The sequence below is a fragment of the Streptomyces roseifaciens genome, from assembly GCF_001445655.1.
GTDB classification, from domain to species: domain Bacteria; phylum Actinomycetota; class Actinomycetes; order Streptomycetales; family Streptomycetaceae; genus Streptomyces; species Streptomyces aureoversilis.
Window position 1 is genome coordinate 423,618 of the sequence record NZ_LNBE01000001.1, and the last position, 17,443, is coordinate 441,060.

The following is a 17,443-nucleotide window of genomic DNA, read 5'->3' on the forward strand; positions in this document are numbered from 1 at the left end:
GCGAACCGGCCGCGACCGGGCCCCCGATAGTCGACGGGGGTTCTTGGTGCGTCCCATGTCCGCCCGGCCCACCTGACAGCTGCCCCAGCGAAGCCCTCTCCCGGGTCCTCCTCGACAAAGCCCCCCAGCGGCCGCCACCGGCTGTCAGCGCGAGGGGAACGCCCCGGTGACCTTCCGCTCAGGTGCACCCTGGCTGCTGGCCGTCTTGTCAGGGAAACCGCATGTCGGGCAGCGGATCATCGTTAGGATCACTCGATGGAGAACGACCTTGCCTCATCCGTCCCGGATGCTCCCGTCACCAGCCGGGAGCAGGACGCGGTGCGCCTCCTGCTGCTGATCCGTGGCGCCGGCCAGAAGCTCACGGATCTCGACCACGCTGACCCCGGTCTCGGCAAAGCGGTCGGGGTGGTCCGTACCCAGGTGCGCCTGCAGAAGCTGGACTTCTGGCTGAGGAACCCCGACTACCTGGCCGATGAGCTGCTCACTGACTACGAGACGAGCAAGGAGCCGGCCCTGCTGGAGCTTGCGGGTCAGATCCTGGACTCCGAGGAGCCCGAGGTCCGCCGGTATCCCATGCTGCGCCACCATTTCGGCGCCTACGAGCCGCTCGACGACGCGCTCGCGGTGCTGCGCAGCAGCGGTCTGGTCGTGCGACGCCGGCGGGGGACCGTCAACCACGTGCGCCAGCACGACTACTACCTGACCCAGCACGGCGACCAGGTCGCCCAGCGCGTAGTGAGTGAGGCACCGGTGTTCTCCTACTACGTCGAGCGGGTCGCCCTGGTGGTCGCCCTGGCTGACGGACTGGGCGGCACCGCACTGAAGAAGCGGCAGTATCTGCAGCGCGAGTACGCCGAAGCGGCACGCGGCACACGCATCGGATCGGTGAGCATCCGGGCCAGGGCCCGGCTTGAGGCACTGCGCGCGCAGAGCGCCACCAACGACAACGAGGGGGAGTCGTGACCGAAGCCGAGGAGCCTCTTGCGGCCCGGATCGCCCGGCAGGCCAAGAGCAGCGAGGTCGACGTCCGCGACGTCTTCACCACCTATGGGCTGCCTCTCACCCTGACTCCCGCCCGCCCGCGGCCACTGCGCCTGCACCGGATGCGCATGGCCGGCCTGCGCACCGGGTCCCTTGAGCCGGGCCCGTTCGACACCACGTTCCGCTTCGGCGCCGGGCTGACGGCACTGGTCGCCTCCAATCTGCGGGGCAAGACCAGCGTCCTGGAACTGATCACCTGGTGCCTGCGCGGAACCCCGCGTGACCTCCAGTCGGGGGTCCGGAACTGGATTCGCCACCTGGACCTCGACATCGTCGTGGCCGGCCAGCCCCTCGGCTTCCGCCTGGACTGCATCGACGGGGAGATCGTCCGCGCACAGGCACTGACCGGCCCCGACATCGGCTCGCTCGAAACGGCTCGCACACCCGACGACACGGGCCAGATTACGGCTCTCATCACCGCCGGCAGCGCCGAGAGCTATGCCCAGCACATCCAGGCATTCATGCTCGACCGCCTCGACCTGCAGCCCCTGCTCAACACACTCAACGAGACCGGCACCCAGGCCCACGGATGGCCCGCCTACTACGGAGCGATCTACCTGCCCGCCGGCGGCGACAAGGTGCTGCTCGGCGACCAGATGATGGGCGGCCTGCCCGGCCGCCTGCTCCAGGTCTTCCTCGACCTCCCGGCCGCCGCGACCCTGACCCGCGTACGCGCCGCCCATGACGTCAGAAGCTCCACCGTCAAGCGCCGCAAAGCCGACGCCCACGACGCTTTCCAGCAGCGCCGCGAGGAACGCGAACGCAAGGAGAGCGAGCTGCGCGAGGCCCGCGCTCGACTGGCCGCGCTGCCGGGCCCCGGCGAGGACGAATCCCTGACCTCCCTGGCCGCCGAAGCGGCACGACGGGCACGCGAGGTGGCCGACGCCCAGGAGACCTGGGAAGGCCTGATGCGCGTGCACCGGCGCGCGGTGGAGCACCGGCGCCGTGAGGAACGCCTGCTGAACGACGTGAGTGAGAGCCTCACCGCCCGGCTCCTCTTCCACGGCCTGGACCCGCAGGCATGCCCCCGCTGCGACCAGGAGATCGCCGAAGACCGGCGCCTGCAGGAACGCGACCACCACGCCTGCGCCGTCTGCGCCCGGCCTGTCACCGGCGAGGACGACAACCCGCAAGAGGTCCAGGACGAGGCACGACTGCGCCTGGAACAGGCGAAGGAAGCCGAGTCCACCTCCCGCCAGGCGCTGGAGGCCGCAGAGGCCGAACTCACCCGGCTCACCGACCTGCTTGCAGCCGGCCAAACACGCCTGCGCGAGGCCCAGTCCGTCCTTCTGCTCCCCCAGCGAATCCAGGCCCAAGAAGAGATCCTGCGTCTGGAAGGAGCGCTGTCCGTTCTCCCCGACCTGCCCGAGAACACCGGCGACCCCTACGAGAGCATGATCGTCGACGTCCTCAAGGCCGGCATCACCGTCCTGGACACCGACAGCAAGTCCGCTGCCGAGCGACTGTTCGAGGACGTCAACAAGGAGATCGCCGACCTCGGACGCCGCTTCGGCATCACCTCCCTGGAAAAGGTAGAGATCAACCGTGCCGCCCAGCTGAAGGTCATCAAGGATGGCGGAGTCGCCGACTACTTCAGCAAACTGAGCGCGGGCGAGCGGCTGCGCCTGCGTATCGCCGTGGTCATCGCGCTGCTGCGGGTCGGAGCGGCACACGGCCTGTCCACCCACCCGGGCCTGCTGCTGATCGACAGCCCCAAGGCCGAGGAAATCCAGGACCTCGACGCCCACAGCCTGGTCACGGAACTGGCGAAACTGGCTGACGAGAACAGCTTGCAGGTGCTGATCACCACCGCCGACTTCACCCTTGCCAACGGCGTACTGCCTAGGGATCGTATCGTCGAGGCAGCCGAGGGCCGCCCCATGTGGTGAACACAGCCCCTCACCCACGAAACGCACGACCAGGACAGGAGAGGGCGGCATGGGTCTGGCCGAGCAGCTCAGCGCCCTGGCCGAACAAGGCCGGGAGATCACGTTCGCTGGCCTCGGTATGCCCGCCGATGCCGTCCGTGCCGAGATGGACACGGTCGCCGCAGGCCCCTACGCCCCCCTGCTGGCCGAAGCGGTCACCCATGCCTTCGACCACGCCGAAGCCGACTGGCACGGCATCGCAGGCACATTCCCCGGCGGATTCGCCCGCCAGTCCAGCTTCCTGCACACCACCGCGACCCTCGAAACACTCCTCGCCAGCACCCCCGCCACACAGCAGCTGGCCAAAGCCCTGAATACAGCACTCCTCAACGACTTCAACGCAGTGACAGGCACCCAGCCGCTGCTCGCCGCAGCACGACTCGAAGGCGCGGTCCGCCTGGCGGTAGCCAAATCGGTCAACCCCTACCAGGTCTGGGGAATCCTTGAGGAACTCGAACAGAGTGACACTCCAGAAGACCTCACCGAACGCCTGCCCCGCATCATCGGCCTGGGACTGGACAGCTGGTCCAGCCACGAGCAAGCCATCACCGCCACCCTGCGCTCCTACCTCGAACGCCTCTCCAACGACGAAGCCAGCGATATCGACGCCTTCGTCGAACTGGGATACGACCGGCTGCGCACCGCGCTCACCTCCCGCACCGTGGCCGACGTCATCGACCACCTCCAGGCCGCCCACACCTGGTTCACCACAGCAGACGCCGCCGAAGAAGCCCGCCACGACGCCCGCGCCTACGCCGCCGTGTGCGACGCTCTGCTCGCCTTCACCGGCGGCCAGAGCACCAGACTCAACGAAGCCGCCGACCGGCTCGCGACCACCCTCAATCAGCGGCACGCCTGGAGCTGGGGCATGCACCAACCCGCCTGGCTGCAACCCCAGAAGGCCGCCGAAGTCGCCTGGGAACACCTCGTACTACAGCTGAAACACGCTGCCGAACACCTGCAGGACACCGTCTGGATGGAACCCTGGGGAGCACTCGACCACGTCCTGACCGCCTACCAGGCAGCCCGCACCGTCTGCCCTGTCGGCTCAGCCGAACACGGCATGTCCCTCCTCGTCGAACCCGCCATCGAAGACACCTTCCTGCGCCAGCAGTCCCTCCTCGCCCAGCTCCGCCGCGCCGTCACCGAGCCGGACACCCACCCCACCACGGGCTTCGACCAGGAGACAGCGTCCAAACTCCTGACCCGCGTGGAACAGCAACTGACGGCACGGCCCTCGGGCCGGCGGGAGCACGGAACCACCGCGGGCGCCGGCGCCGAGAAACCGCCTGGCGAAGCGGAGACCGAACGCGTCCACCGTCTGGCCCCCGCAGCAGTAAAGGCACTCGGACGTGACTTCACCGCCCGGCTCGCCAGCACCAGCACCGACGACGACCTGAAGGCGATCGACGACCTGGCCTATCGCGCAGACCTCACCCGGCTGCACAACTCCGACCCCGTCGTGGTGCCGCTGCTCAACCGTCTCCTGCACGGCCTGGAAGCGTTCCCCGACTTCGTCGGAGAGACCCGGCGGACCTTCACCGTCCTGGTCGGCCAGACCGTCCACTTCCTCAGGGCCGCAGCCGACCTGGACACCGCCACCGCCTTCGGCGAGGGGCGCACCGGCCCGGACGGCAAACGCATCAAGTTCCGTGACTACCGGCGGCGCTTCGACAAAGCCGACGGCGACCTGGTTCCCGTCGAAGGAGACCTGCAGCAGCACTTCTACGTCTGGCTCCTCAGCAGCCAGATCGGCCACCTGGTTCAGGTCGAAGCCGTCAACCGGGCCCTTGGACGGGCCGACATCCTCGTCCACTTCGGATCCCGCCAGTACCTGACCGAGATCAAAAAGAACCACACCAGCAACGACCGGGCCTACCTGGAGAAGAGATACCTGGCCCAAGCCGCCGAATACACCAACACCACCGCTCCCTTCGGCCAGTTGCTCGTACTCGACCTCACCGAGAAGAAGAAGGCCGGCACCCTCCGCGTCGACGAGCTGACCTGGCTGGCCAAGCACCGCCCGCCGAACGCCCTGATTGACCGCGCGGTCGTGGCAGCCGTCGTCACCGGCAACCGCTACACCCCCAGCGACTTCTCGGCATAGCAACCAGCCCAAGCCGGCTGCGCAGCCACACCAGACCCCCGCGCGCCCCCCCGACGGGGGGACGCGACGGTCTGGCAACCGCGGGCGTGAACAGGCAATGCGCGGCACGCGTCGGTTCGTTTCAGGGGCCGAGTTGCGCTGTTGCGGCGTCGATCTCTTTGAGGGTGATGTTCTCGCTGCCGCTTTGGATCGCGATGACGGCGGCGGTGGAGACGACGTAGGTGAGGGCTTTGAAATAGCCGCCGGTGCGCCGGTGCAGTTCGACGGCGTGTTTGCTCAGGGCGTGTTCCTCCAGCCGGTACAAGCTCAGGTCCGCCTCGAAGCCCATCAGCACCTCACGGAAGGTCTTTGGGTCCTCGGCGTTCAGTGGCAGGGGGTGCAGCCAGGTCACCGGCAGCAGCGCGCTGGGCGAGGGCGTCCCGGGCGCGGCCGGCTGCCCCGCCTGCTCGAGCCGCAGGCGGTTCTCCTCGCTGACCCGGGCGAGGTCCCCGGCCAGGACGCGGGCCTGATGCATCAGATGGCTGGCGCCGGTGCCGCAGAAGACGAGGGCGATGCCGAGTTTGTCGCGCAAGTAGTCGAAGTAGGGCAGCACGCTTGCCAGCTGCTGTGCCGTGGCGCGGTTGATGTCGTCGATGAGCATCAGGCGGGTCTGCGTTGTCTCCAGGATGTAGTTGACCGACAAGGTCAGGTCGGGGTGCCGGCGCATCTCGAGGACTTCGGTGATGCTCTTCGGTTCGGGGGCCAGGCCCAGGTAGGAGGCGATCTCCCAGACCCAGTTCACCTTCGGCTCGGGTTCTGCAGGGGTGGTGATGTGCACCACGGGAATCTTGTTGGGCTGCCTGCCGTTCATGGCGGTTTCGATCGCCCTTTGGGCGGCGCGCCCGACCGCCCGCAGCAAACAGGTCTTACCGGTTCCCGCAGGTCCGTCGATGACGTGGTCCATCAGGCCGTCCCGGCGGCCGCTGCTGTAATTGACTGCCTCGATGATCATGTCCTGCATGTGCGTCATCGCGTCGGTGGTCACCATCCGCAGATGCCGGTGGTAGGCGAGAGCCTGTTCGTCCTTCTTCCTGGCCGCAGCCCTCTCCTTGTCCGCAGCGGGGTCGCTGTCCGCCGCCAGCGCAGGCGACTTCACTTCCTCGTCGACGAAGTGGTTCCAGCCGGTGAGCTGGAACAGCGGCAGGGGCCGCATAGGAGTGTCCTTCAACTGCTGGCGCAGGCGTGCCTCACGCTTGTCGCGCAGTTCCACGGTCGCTTTCATCGCGCTGCTCCCTGGCGTGCGGTTGCCGTTTCATCCGTGCGGGCGGTGGTGGACGCGGAAGCCAGCCCTCAGCGGGCTGGCTTCCGCGTCCACCACCGCCCATGGGTCCCCGTGGCCGGCTGCTACATCTGCCAGGCACCGGCGTCTTCGCCCTCGTCGTCTTCTGGATCGAAGTCGTCGAGGAGCTCTGCGTCGACGACCTCCTGGAAGGCCAAAGGAGTCCCGTTCGCCAAGGCCTCTGCCAGGCTGTCGATACCGTCGCCGGGAAAGAGGGCGTCGAGCGGATGCGGCCCCGGCCCGCTGCCGGCCGAGGCGCCTGCGCCGTCCGCACTGTCTGCGCCTGCGGGAAGCACCGGCGGGACGGGTGTGCTCAGCGGCGCCAGGGGGGAGACGGGCAGCGCGGGGGAGGGCCGCAGGGTCGACAGGTCGAACTCCTCGAGACCGGCGTAAGGGTCCTGGGCTACCTGGTCGGTGGCCAGCTCCAGCCCCTGGAAGGGCGGTTCGGCGCCGGTGCGCTTGGGCGGCGGCCTGTGGCTTCGGTGGCGCCTGCCGCGCCCGGCCAGGGCCAGGGCGATCGCCTCCTCGTCCTTCTCGCTGCCACCGGCGGCCTGGTGCTGTTCGGCGTGTTCTTGCCACATGTCCGCGGTCCACGGGTCATGCAGCAGGTGCCGCAGCCTGAAGTCGCAGGTCACCCAGGTGCCTGCCGTGTGGTCGTACAGCCACACCCGTTCGGGGCGGTACGGATTGAAGCGGCACTCCCACTTGTCGCCGCGGCCGGTGAGTTTGGAGCCGCCGCGCAGCAGGATCTCGCGGTAGTGGGCGGCGTCCTGCGCGATCGGCTGATACACCCTGTAGTCGATCATGAAGCCGTCTTTGCCGGGGGTGACCCACCGCGGCAACAGGAAGAAGCGGTTGGCGGCAGGGGAGAAGGGCACGGGCCGGTAGCCGCTGCGGGGGACCTGGACGGCGTACATGCCGTTGGGGGACAGCTCGGTGCCCGGCCGGAAAGGATCACGCAGTCCCGCATGGGGGGTCTGCTGGTACTCCAGTGCGACCCATTCCTGCGCCATCTGCTGGAGTTCGGCGATCGTGTACAGCGGCATCCGGTCGATGCCGCGGCCGCGTTTTTTGTGGCTGCGACCGGCCCAACCGTGCTTGACGTGCTGACTGAAGCCGTGTGCGAGGGTGATGAAGAAGCTTTCGGCGAGCGGCTTGTCGGCCGGGGTTTTCTTGCGTGCCGGGCGGCGGGCGATGCGCAGCCGGTCGCACACGGATGTGAAGTGCTCACTCACGTACGGGCTGCCCTGATCGTAGATGATCATTTCGGGGTGGATGACCGGGCGGGCGGCTGTGGCCTTCGTGAACCGCTCGTCGGCGGCCGCGAGCGCGCCGAACGGCAGGCTGGAGGCGGCGGCCGCGCTCGGCGGGTCCCAGCCGGGCATCACCGGCCACGGCGCGAACGCCTGGGCCAGCATCAGCGTCAGGTCGATCGCCCGGGTTGCCCGGCCTGCCCGTCCGCTCTCGGCGTCCCTGGGCCGGCTGGGGGTGATCATCAGGGCGATGATGCTGCGGCTGGCCACGTCGATGAGGACGGTCATCTCCGTGGCGACGGGCCGGCCGTCGTCGCCGCGGGCCCAGATCCGCAAGGGCGTGGTGTCGACCTGGGTCTGCTGCCCCGGCCGCAGGACGATCTCGCGGCCGCCGTGGGGCAGGGGCGGGGTGGCGGCCACGGCGACGCGGCCGCGAGTCGGCAGGTTCAGGAGGTCGGCCAGGCCGGACTCCCGCATCCGCAGATAGAAGGTAGAGCGTGAGGGCAGCAGGGCTGCCGCGGCGGCCGGATCGTCGAACTCCTCGCCGTGCCGCGAGCGCAGCAGGTCCTCCACCTCCTCGCGGATCACCTCGATGGTCACGTCTGAGTCGCGGGCACGCCGGGTCACCACCTCCTGCATCGCCTTGAGACATCGAGGGTCGGTGAAGCCGCCAGGGCGCTTGGTCCGCGGCGCGGGCAGCAGCACGGCCGCATTTTCGCCGGCCTCCTTCCACCTGCGTCGTTTGTCGGCGAGCGTGGCGGCAGCGCAGCGGATGCCGTCGGCGGCCAGGCGCGCCGACATCGCGGCACACCGCTGGGCCAGCGTCGTCCCCGGCCCGAACCCCCGTTCAGGTTCGCTTCGGCCCGGCGCCAGACCGGTGTCGATCTCCACCATGCGTGCATGCCACTGCTCCGCCTCCTCCCGGCGCTCGTGGTCCTCCGGGAGGCTCCAGCCGTGCAGGGCGGCGCCGGCATCCGGTGCGTCGGTGTCCAATACGGCGAAGTCCTCCGCACCCACCAGCCACCGGTACGACACCGCCTGAGGTGCCTGCCAGCCCTCACCGCAGTCCGCGCCTTGGGCAGTCAGGGTGACCTGCGGGCCTTGCCACGCCACCACCTCCCACTCGCGTCCCTGCCAGTGCACCTGCGCCCCGATCGACACCGACAGCGGCCTCCCCGACACTCCGCCCATGTGCCCTCCCTTCGCGCCCCGAGGACCCACTACCTGGGCGAGCGCGTTCTGCGGCGTCATCGCCCCGCCGCCGGACAGGAGCGACGGACTTGTCGCTCCGGGAAAGGTGTGCGACTTCGATGCCAGGACAGCCGGGCCGCCCTCACCTGGGCCGGGCACCTGCTCCCGTCCGTTGTCGGCCGGTCCGGCCCAGGCCACGGCGTCGGGCAGCAGCGGCTGCGTGATGTCGAAGCGCAGCCGCCGCTGCCACAGCATCCGGTAGGCGAGATCCAGCCCGGTCAGCACATCCAGCCCGCTGGCCGCCACCCCCGCGCGCAGTCCCGTCGGCTCCGTGAACGCCTCCAGCAGTGCGGCCACCCGGCTGTCCTCGCAGCCTGCGGGAAAGCGGTAGCCGGCCAGCCACGCCAGGTTCCGGCCGCGCACACCCGACGGCTCCTGCACCTGCCGCACCCGCCACCCGGCCGCGCGGGCCACCGCCTGCAGCACCCGCAGCTTCGCCTCCGACACGCTCTCCGCACCGGCCGGCTCGAGCACCAGCACCTCACGCACACCACCGGAGGTACGGGCCACGAAGTCCGGGCGCCAGCGGCGATTCCTGCCTCGCTCCCGCCACCGCAACTCCACCGGGCCCGCGCTGAACGCCACCCAGGCCGGATCGAAGTCCAGCTCCAGCGTGAGCCGCCACTGCCGCAGACTCGAGCACACCACCGTCCGACCCCCGCTCACCACCGGCCAATACGTGATGATGCCCTTCCGGCCCCGGTAGGGCACCGGCTCGCTGACCGGCCCGAACCCCTCCAGGCCCAGCCCCCGCAGCCGGTCCGCACCACCCGCATGCACCAGCCCGTCCGGCCCGCGGTACAACGCCACCACATCCCGGACCGCGTCCACCACATGCTCTTCCGACCACGCTCCGGGGTCCTCCGGCACGCTCACGCAGCCTGCCCTCGGCGACTCCCGCCACACCGCGGCATCGCCCCGCACGCTGGCCCGAACCGTTCGGCGCGAGTGCCTGTGTCAGCTCCAGGTCTCCCACTGGGGGTGCCGCCCGCAGGCCGCTCTGTCCGGCTGCCGGGGCTCACATGTCGCATGCGGGCTGTCCCAGCTGCCAGGGCAGGCAAGACGCCGCCCCCAGCGCCTCGGTGGGCTGCGCCACCTGCGTATGGCCGGGCGACAGCCGCAGTTCCTGCGGCAGGCCGACGCCCGACGTGGGCCTGCCGCTGAGCTCGCCGACGGCCTCGGGCGCCGTGGCGGCGGGGACACTGTGCCGCTGCAGCCAGTCCATCAGCGCCCACCGGCCGACCTGGAAGTCGACACCCCACTGATCCATCTGCTCCCGCATCTGATCCATCCACCGAGTGCGGGCCTGCCCGTCGCGCTTGTTGGCGTGCTCGAAGGCGGCCAGGTGGGCGGCCATGGCCGCCGCCTCCGGCATCAGCACCAGCGGTGCCGCGGGCACCGCGTGTTCTCCAAGTCCCGCGTCCCGCGCCCGCTGCACCCAGCGTGGGGTGTCCGGCAGGTGTGTCCACCAGTGCACCGTGATCTGGAAGGCGTCGGCGAACAACTCCTCACCGGCCGGCCCGTAGCGCTGGTACAGGGCCTCGCGATCCCGGTGGGCTGCAATGGTCTGCGTCAGCAGCTTCAGCGACAACCCCCACGTACCACCGGTAGAGTCGCTGTCGGTAAACCGCAGATGCTCCAGACAGACCCGCCACCGGTCCGGGCTGATCATCCACACCGTCTCGTGCACCCCGCCGACGGCGGCGCACGTCCCGCACAGCGCCACCAGATGCCCCTGGCGCGGCAGCCATGGCCAGGTCCACACCGGTTCCCTGTCGGTGGCCGGCTCCAGCAGGTGGGCGGCCGTGCTCGGCAGACCCTCCTGCAGCGCACGGGCCGTGGTCCCGCACAGCACCGCCAGATACTCAAGCCCGCGCTCGTTGACGTACATCTCGGTGGTGGAGGGGTAGGTTCGCACCCGCGCCGGATCCCGCGAGGCCTTGCCGAAGCCCACACGCTCCAGCAGCTCCTCCAGATGAAGTCCCTGGCCGTGCGCGAGCCGGCTGACGTAACTGCCGGTCGACTCCCCTCGCACCGGCGCCACCCGCACCGGCAGCGGCTGCCGAGGGCCGAACCCCCATGCCTGAGCCGCCCGTTTCCCCACCTTCCGCCCCCTTTCCAGCTTGCCTGCGGCGGCCCTCAGCAGCCCGGCGCCTGTCATGCTGCGCCGCCGCCGTGCTGTCGAACCCTCCTCACCAGTCGAATACGCCGGAAAGGGTGAACTGGCCTCGAAAGGAAAACCGGCCACTGCCTCCGCGCCGACCATGAGATTCCCGGTACATGATCACGAGGGGGAGGCCGGTGCTCGGGGCCGTATCCGAAGACCAGCTCACCGAAGACCAGGAAGATCCGTTCGTCACCCCGCTGCGTGGCCATCAGGCCATTGCCGTCCGCAACACCGTCTCCGCGTTCCTCGACCACCACGCCCGCGTCAGCGTCGTGATGGCCACCGGCACCGGCAAGACCCACGTTGCCCTCCACGTCACCTACCGCATCGCTCCGCGCGGCAACGTGATCCTCTTCGCCCCCAACATTCAACTGCTCTACCAGACCGCACAGGTCTGGCATCGCGAGGGCCGCCGCGGGCTGTACCTGACCATCTGCAGTCAGGACGGCGTTGGCACGGTGCCCGGCGGTCTCCTGCGCGTCACCTCGGCCGAGGAACTGGCCCACCACGCTGCCCGGGCAGCAGCCTTCGGGCCGCTGAACGTTTTGTGCACCTATCACTCGCAGGACAAGGTCGAAGAGGCCCACCGCGAGCATCACCTCGCCCGCTGGGACCTCATAATCTGCGACGAAGCCCACCGGACCGCCGGCGACGGCAACAAAGCCTGGGCGCACGTCCTGGACGATGCGCTCATCCCCGCCCGCCACCGCCTCCACCTGACCGCCACCCCTCGCGTTCTGGCCCCGAATGTAGGCGAGGACATCCTTGGCACCGACGTGATCGCCTCCATGGACGACCCGCGTCTGTACGGGCCCGTCGTCTACCGCCTCTCCCTGGCCGAGTCGATCGCCCAAGGGCTCCTGGCCGACTACGAGATCGTCGCTGTCGAAGTCACCGAGAACGACCTCAGACAGGCCCTGCGCAACACCCGACGCATCGACGCCACCAGCGAAGGCCTACGCCTGGCAGCCGCACAGGTCGCCCTCCTACACGCCCAGCACCTCTACGACCTTCGCCGCACCCTCACCTTCCACACCTACATCGCCGACGCATCCGTCTATGCCGAAACCCTCACCGAGACCGCCGAGTTCATACCGCCGTACATGCGCTGCCACCTGGTCAGCAACGTGGTCCACAGCAAGACCGGCGCGGTCGCCCGCCGCGAACGGGTCCAGGAATTCATCGACACCCCCGCCCACGCCCCCACCGGAGAGGATCTTCCGCGCCGGGCGGTGCTCAGCAACTGCAACTGCTTCACCGAAGGCGTCGACATCCCCTCCCTGGACTCCATCCTGTTCGCCGAACCCAAGAGCAGCCCGATCCAGATCCTCCAGGCCGTCGGCCGAGCCCTGCGCCAGACCCCCGGACAAGGCAAGATCGCCCGCATCATCGTCCCCGTCTACCTCAGCCCGGACCAACAGCTCGAAGAAGGCGTCAAAGGCACCAGCTTCCACCTGCTGCACCAAATCCTCATCAGCCTCAGCGTCTGGGACGAACTCGTCTTCGACCGCATCCACTTCCTGGGCGGTGACCGCACCCTGCGCCCCTACACCCCCGCCCGCCCGCTGCGCGCCGACGAACTGATCGAACTGCTCCATCCCAAGAACACCCCCGCCCCCAACCAGATCTGGGACAGCGCCTACGAACACGCGCAGGCCTTCCACGCCCGACACGGACACGTGAACGTCCCAGACCGCCACCGCACCGACGACGGCTTCTACCTGGGCTGGTGGCTGGGCACGCAGCGCAGCCTGAACCAGCACGGCATGCTTCTGCCGGAGCGCGCCGAAGCCCTCGACCTGCTGGACATGCGATGGGAACACTCCCGCACCAGCATCGAGTTCACCCTCGACATGGCACGCGACTATGTAGCCCGGCACGGCCACCTCGTCCCCGCCCAGGGCGAGTCCCATGGCGGCATCCCTCTGGGAGCACGGCTCTCCCGGCTCCGCGCCGAAGCGGACCGCCGCGAACTGCCCTACTGCTACCACCGTGCCCTCACCGAGATCTACCCCTGGTGGAACAGCCGCTGGGACAAAACCGGGCGGTGGCGCTGCACCTACGCCGCCGTCGTGGCCGCCGCCCGCCGGAACACGGTGCCCTTCCCCGACCACGGCCCGGAACAGGCCGAAAACCCCTACAGCGAATGGCTGGCCGACCAGATCGCCGCCCTACCCCGCCTCACCACCACCCAGCATGAACTTCTCGGCCAGATCCCCCTGCGCCACCCTCTCGCGTACCTGCTGCGCCGCCCCCGCGGATACTCGGCCTGGGCCTTCCACAAAGGACTGCGGGAGGCCTACCTGTTCCGCCGCGCCCACCAACACCTCGCCGTCCCCGCCACTTACCGAGGCAACGACCAAGGCCCCCCACTCCTACTGCGCCGCTGGCTGTCCGAACGCCGCCGGAACGTCACCCGGCTCACCACACAGCAGATCAACGCCCTGGAGGCGCTGGACATGCGATGGAGCTAACCCGTCGACCACAAGAAGACCGCCCCGCCTCACCCCAAACGACGAACGACGATGAGGAACAAGGAGCCGTAATGCTGAGCAGCAACCCTGCCGAGAAAGCCGAGGAAGAGACCGCAACCAGCGCTGTCCACGCACACTCCGACGCAGATACACGATCTTCGCCGCCGTCGGTGTTGCTGGCGAACCCGAGCGATGTCGTGGCAGACGAGCTGTTCTACGCGACGGTAGAGGAATGCGAGGACTGCCGGACGATCTTGCTCGACTGCGCCGCACAGGACGCGCAAGCGGTGAAAAAGCTGGTGGACTGGGCATTCTGGATCACCTCCGAAGTACACGGCGGCCTTCCTGACGCACTCGTGAACCCAAACCCACCCAAGGACACTCTTTTCCACCCCTCAGCCACCTTCTGCCGCCTCGCCGAGAGATACCGCACAGGTCAGACAAACAGTGCCGACCATGTCCGCGGACCAGAGCAGCGCCGGGAAGTGGCGGATGACGCTGTCACCCTTGTGACCGGACTCGACCGGTACGGGGCAGACTTCCTCTACTGGTAACCGCCCCTGCCAGACCGAACCTGATCCCACGGCAACGATGTGCCAGGATCACTCTGCAAAGAGGGGGGATCCCGGTGGGTTCGCTGCAGGTAGATGTACTGGCATACGAGGCGCCGTGCGAGCGGTGTTCTTTTTCCCTGTGGTGGGTGTTCGGCCTACTGCCGTCATACCGACCGCATGGTGAGGAGTTCACCACCACGGACTTCCCCGAAGCCGTCGACATGGCACGCCGCATCCTTGCGGCGCCGGACGGCGACACGGCAGACGTCGCAGCACAGTTGCACGACCGGCCTGCCTGGCAGCGGGGCCGCAGCTTCAACCCGAACCGGTGCGGCGCCTGCGGGCATCACGCAGACTGGCACGCCCTCGACACGATCATCACTCACGTCTACCACCACGAGGGATGGATCTATGCCGCCGCCGGCCGGGTCCCCGTCCCTGAGTGGCGTGCGATCAGAGGCCGGGGACAAGGAATCTACTGGCCGTACTGCTGATTCCCGCGGACCCGCCCCCTCGACGTCTCCAGCCGCGCCATGAGGAACCACCTGATGACCACCGACTCCAGCATCGACGACACGCCCACCTCGGATCGCCCCGAACGCCGGGAGCTGCGCCCCGATCAGCAGGCGGCGGTGGACAGCGCGGTCCGGCACCTCTGGAAGCCTGGGGCGCGTGGGCATGTGGTCTCGGCGTGCGGGACGGGTAAGACGCTGATCGCGCTGCGCACTGCCGAGGCGCTCGATGCCCGCCACCTTCTGGTGGCAGTGCCGTCCCTGGACTTGCTGGGGCAGTGGGCGGCCGCGGCCCGCGCGGATGGGCGCCGTGAACGGTTGATGGCGGTCTCTTCCTTCGATGCCAGCAAGCATCCTCTGCTGGCTGGCGCTGGGGCGGTGTCCACGAGTTCGGGGGAGTACCTGGCCTATTGGTTGGCCCAGCGCACCAAGCGGCGGGAGCGGGTGACCGTGTTCGTCACCCTCGACTCGCTGCCCAGAATCGAAGAGACCCAGCACACAGTCTTCCCGGTTCCCGTCTTCGACCTGCTGGTGGTGGATGAGGCACACCGCACCGCCGGATCCTGGGAAAAGCAGTGGACGATGATCCACGACCAGACCCGGGTCCTGGCCGACCGCCGTCTCTACCTGACCGCGACACCCTACGAGTGGGAAGCCCCCCGCCTGACCGAGGCTCCGGACACACGTCCGCAGCCCAAGCGTACCGCGACCACCACCCCCCAATGGGAGACCCCCTCCCTGATCGCGTCAATGGACGACCCCAAGGTGTTCGGCAAACGCCTGCACACCTACTCCCACGCAGACGCGATCGACGACGGCGTCCTAGCCGACTACCAACTCCTGATCCCCGCGATCACCGACACCGACCTGCGCAGCGCCCTCACCGACACCGACGCCCAGACCGGCTTCGGTCCCACGGCCCGCCGTACGAGCGCCCTGCACCTGGCCGTCCTCAAAGCCATGACCGAGCACGACCTCAAGCACGTGATCGTCTACTTCCAGCAGATCGCGGACGCCGCGGACTTCGCCCGCCAATTCAGCCACACCCTGCGCACCCTCCCCGCCCAACAGCGCCCCGACTGGGCCCCAGACCTCCTCGTGCAGTCGATCAACGGCACCCACACCCCCGACCAACGCCAGAAGATCCAGAACCGCTTCATCGCCGCTCCCCGCAGCATCCTGACCAACGCACAAGTCCTCGGCGAGGGCATCGACCTGCCCGCCGTGGACGCGGTCGTGTTCGCGGACCGCACCGCGAGCGTGCGCCGCATCGTCCAGGCCCTCGGCCGCGCCCTACGCAAACCCCCCACCCTCGCCACCAAGACAGCGAGTCTGGTCATCCCGGCCTACACCCCACCCGACGCCGACCCCACCGACCTCCTCGGCACCCCCTACGAGGCCCTCTGGCTCGTCACCGCAGCGCTGCGCCACCACGACCAGACCATCGCCGCCCGCGCCCCACGCAAGAACACCAAGCGCCGCCTGGAAACCGACACCCACCAACTCATCGCGCGCCGCTTCCGCTTCGACTTCACGCTGGATGCCGACCACATCGCCCGCGCGATGGACCTGATCGCCTGGCCCGCAGTCGGCACGACCCTGTCCACCCCCCGCCGCGCCGGCCTCGCCGCCGCCGTCCGATACCACACCGAACACGGCCACCTGCGCGTACCCACCGACTACGAAGACTCCTACGGATACCGCCTCGGCTCCTTCATCGACGGACAGCGCACCGCCCACCGCCAAGGCACTCTCACCGCAGAATGGATCGCCGAGCTCGAAGACCTCGGCATGATCTGGGACGCCCACGAAGCCACCTGGGCCGGCCACCTGACCACCGTCGAGGCCTTCCACGCCGAGCACGGCCACCTCGCCATCCCTGCCACCAAACCCGGCGGCCAATTCCTCACCGACCAACGCTCCCTGGCCCGCAAAGGCCACCTCGACCCCACTCGCGAAGCTCAACTCACCGCACTCGACTCGCACTGGACGCTCCCGCATGGCCCGGACTGGCACCGCAAGTACCACCTGCTGCGCCGCCAGATCGAAGCAGGCCACGCCCCTGCCACCTGGCAGCGGGACTTGACGATCGACGGTGTGAAAGCCGGCGGCTGGCTCCACCGCCAGTTCACCGCCTGGACCCGACTCGACGATGGCCAACGCGCCCTCCTCACGCACCTCGGACTGACCCCCGATCAAGTCCCGCTCCCCGCACCGAAAACGAGCTCCACGTCTGGTACACGGACCCGCCGCTCCTTTGGCCAGACTGCCGAGCTCCTGCGCTTGTTCGTGGAACGCTGGAGCCGCCCGCCGAGCGCTCGGGAGTGGATGGAGGTCGACGGCGAGCGCGTCATGATCGGTCCATGGCTCTGTAAGGTACGCACCAAGCAGAATCTGGGACAACTCACCCAAGAGCAGGGCCAGTTGATGATCGACATCCTCAAGGGTGAGTGGGGCGCGGCCGACCGTGAATCCTCCGCAGAGGAGCCCGGCCAACTCTCGGAGATCCCATAGTTTTTTGCTTCCAAATAGCGCATAGCCCAACCCGGGCCACTAGAGTAGAAGCATTAGGTCTCCCATCAGATCGAAGGGTCGGGGACAGCAACCACCGGGGCGTATGACGTGAGAGCCAAGGGAACAGAACCCGCACAGTCCGGACCACCGCAGGACCATCCGCCTTGCTGCGTAGTTGAGGAATCCGCGGAGCGGATTCCGGCATCCCGGATCGCGGAGCGATCCGGGATGCCGGCCAACGGAGTTGGCCGATCAGCCGAGCGGAGCTCGGCTTTCTCCGCCGCGTAGCGGCGGCGCGTCGTGTCTGCGGAGCAGACCGCGCGC

The 17,443-nt window shown here is 68.8% G+C and carries 10 protein-coding genes; 7 read left to right on the plus strand and 3 right to left on the minus strand.

The window, feature by feature from the left end:
* Positions 1-255 precede the first annotated feature (255 nt).
* Genes AS857_RS01810 through AS857_RS01820 form a run of 3 tightly spaced genes read left to right on the plus strand, consistent with a single transcriptional unit; the run spans position 256 to position 5,076 of the window.
* The gene (locus tag AS857_RS01810) at positions 256-963 is read left to right on the plus strand and encodes a hypothetical protein (protein WP_058041286.1); all 708 of its coding nucleotides are present in this window, start codon (positions 256-258) and stop codon (positions 961-963) included.
* A complete protein-coding gene (locus tag AS857_RS01815) occupies positions 960-2,930 on the plus strand; it encodes an ATP-binding protein (RefSeq protein ID WP_058041287.1) in 1,971 nt (656 codons plus the stop codon). The genes AS857_RS01810 and AS857_RS01815 overlap by 4 nt, the downstream gene beginning before the upstream one ends.
* A gap of 49 nt (positions 2,931-2,979) precedes the next feature.
* The gene (locus AS857_RS01820) at positions 2,980-5,076 is read left to right on the plus strand and encodes a hypothetical protein (RefSeq protein ID WP_058041288.1); all 2,097 of its coding nucleotides are present in this window, start codon (positions 2,980-2,982) and stop codon (positions 5,074-5,076) included.
* 121 nt (positions 5,077-5,197) lie between these two features.
* Here AS857_RS01820 and AS857_RS01825 read toward each other — a convergent pair whose 3' ends face one another.
* From AS857_RS01825 to AS857_RS01840, 3 genes are all read right to left on the minus strand, one after another.
* A complete protein-coding gene (locus tag AS857_RS01825; protein ID WP_245699539.1) occupies positions 5,198-6,325 on the minus strand; it encodes a TniB family NTP-binding protein in 1,128 nt (375 codons plus the stop codon).
* Positions 6,326-6,459: 134 nt separating this feature from the next.
* A complete protein-coding gene (locus AS857_RS01830) occupies positions 6,460-9,774 on the minus strand; it encodes a TnsA-like heteromeric transposase endonuclease subunit (RefSeq protein ID WP_245699540.1) in 3,315 nt (1,104 codons plus the stop codon).
* Positions 9,775-9,916: 142 nt separating this feature from the next.
* On the minus strand, positions 9,917-11,002 hold the full coding sequence (locus tag AS857_RS01840; protein ID WP_063804143.1) for a TniQ family protein: 1,086 nt from the start codon (positions 11,000-11,002) through the stop codon (positions 9,917-9,919).
* Positions 11,003-11,199: 197 nt separating this feature from the next.
* Between AS857_RS01840 and AS857_RS01845 the strand changes: the two genes are divergently transcribed.
* The 4 genes from AS857_RS01845 (at position 11,200) to AS857_RS01860 (ending at position 17,119) form a co-directional block, all read left to right on the plus strand.
* Complete coding sequence (locus AS857_RS01845; protein WP_058041291.1) at positions 11,200-13,539, plus strand: DEAD/DEAH box helicase; 2,340 nt, start codon at positions 11,200-11,202, stop codon at positions 13,537-13,539.
* Positions 13,540-13,610: 71 nt separating this feature from the next.
* The gene (locus tag AS857_RS01850) at positions 13,611-14,093 is read left to right on the plus strand and encodes a hypothetical protein (protein WP_058041292.1); all 483 of its coding nucleotides are present in this window, start codon (positions 13,611-13,613) and stop codon (positions 14,091-14,093) included.
* 74 nt (positions 14,094-14,167) lie between these two features.
* Positions 14,168-14,587: a hypothetical protein gene (locus tag AS857_RS01855; RefSeq protein ID WP_058041293.1), complete on the plus strand. Its 420-nt coding sequence runs from the start codon at positions 14,168-14,170 to the stop codon at positions 14,585-14,587.
* A 54-nt stretch (positions 14,588-14,641) separates the two neighbouring features.
* Positions 14,642-17,119, plus strand: a complete 2,478-nt coding sequence (locus AS857_RS01860) for a DEAD/DEAH box helicase (RefSeq protein ID WP_058041294.1) — start codon at positions 14,642-14,644, stop codon at positions 17,117-17,119.
* The last annotated feature ends 324 nt before the right edge of the window (positions 17,120-17,443 follow it).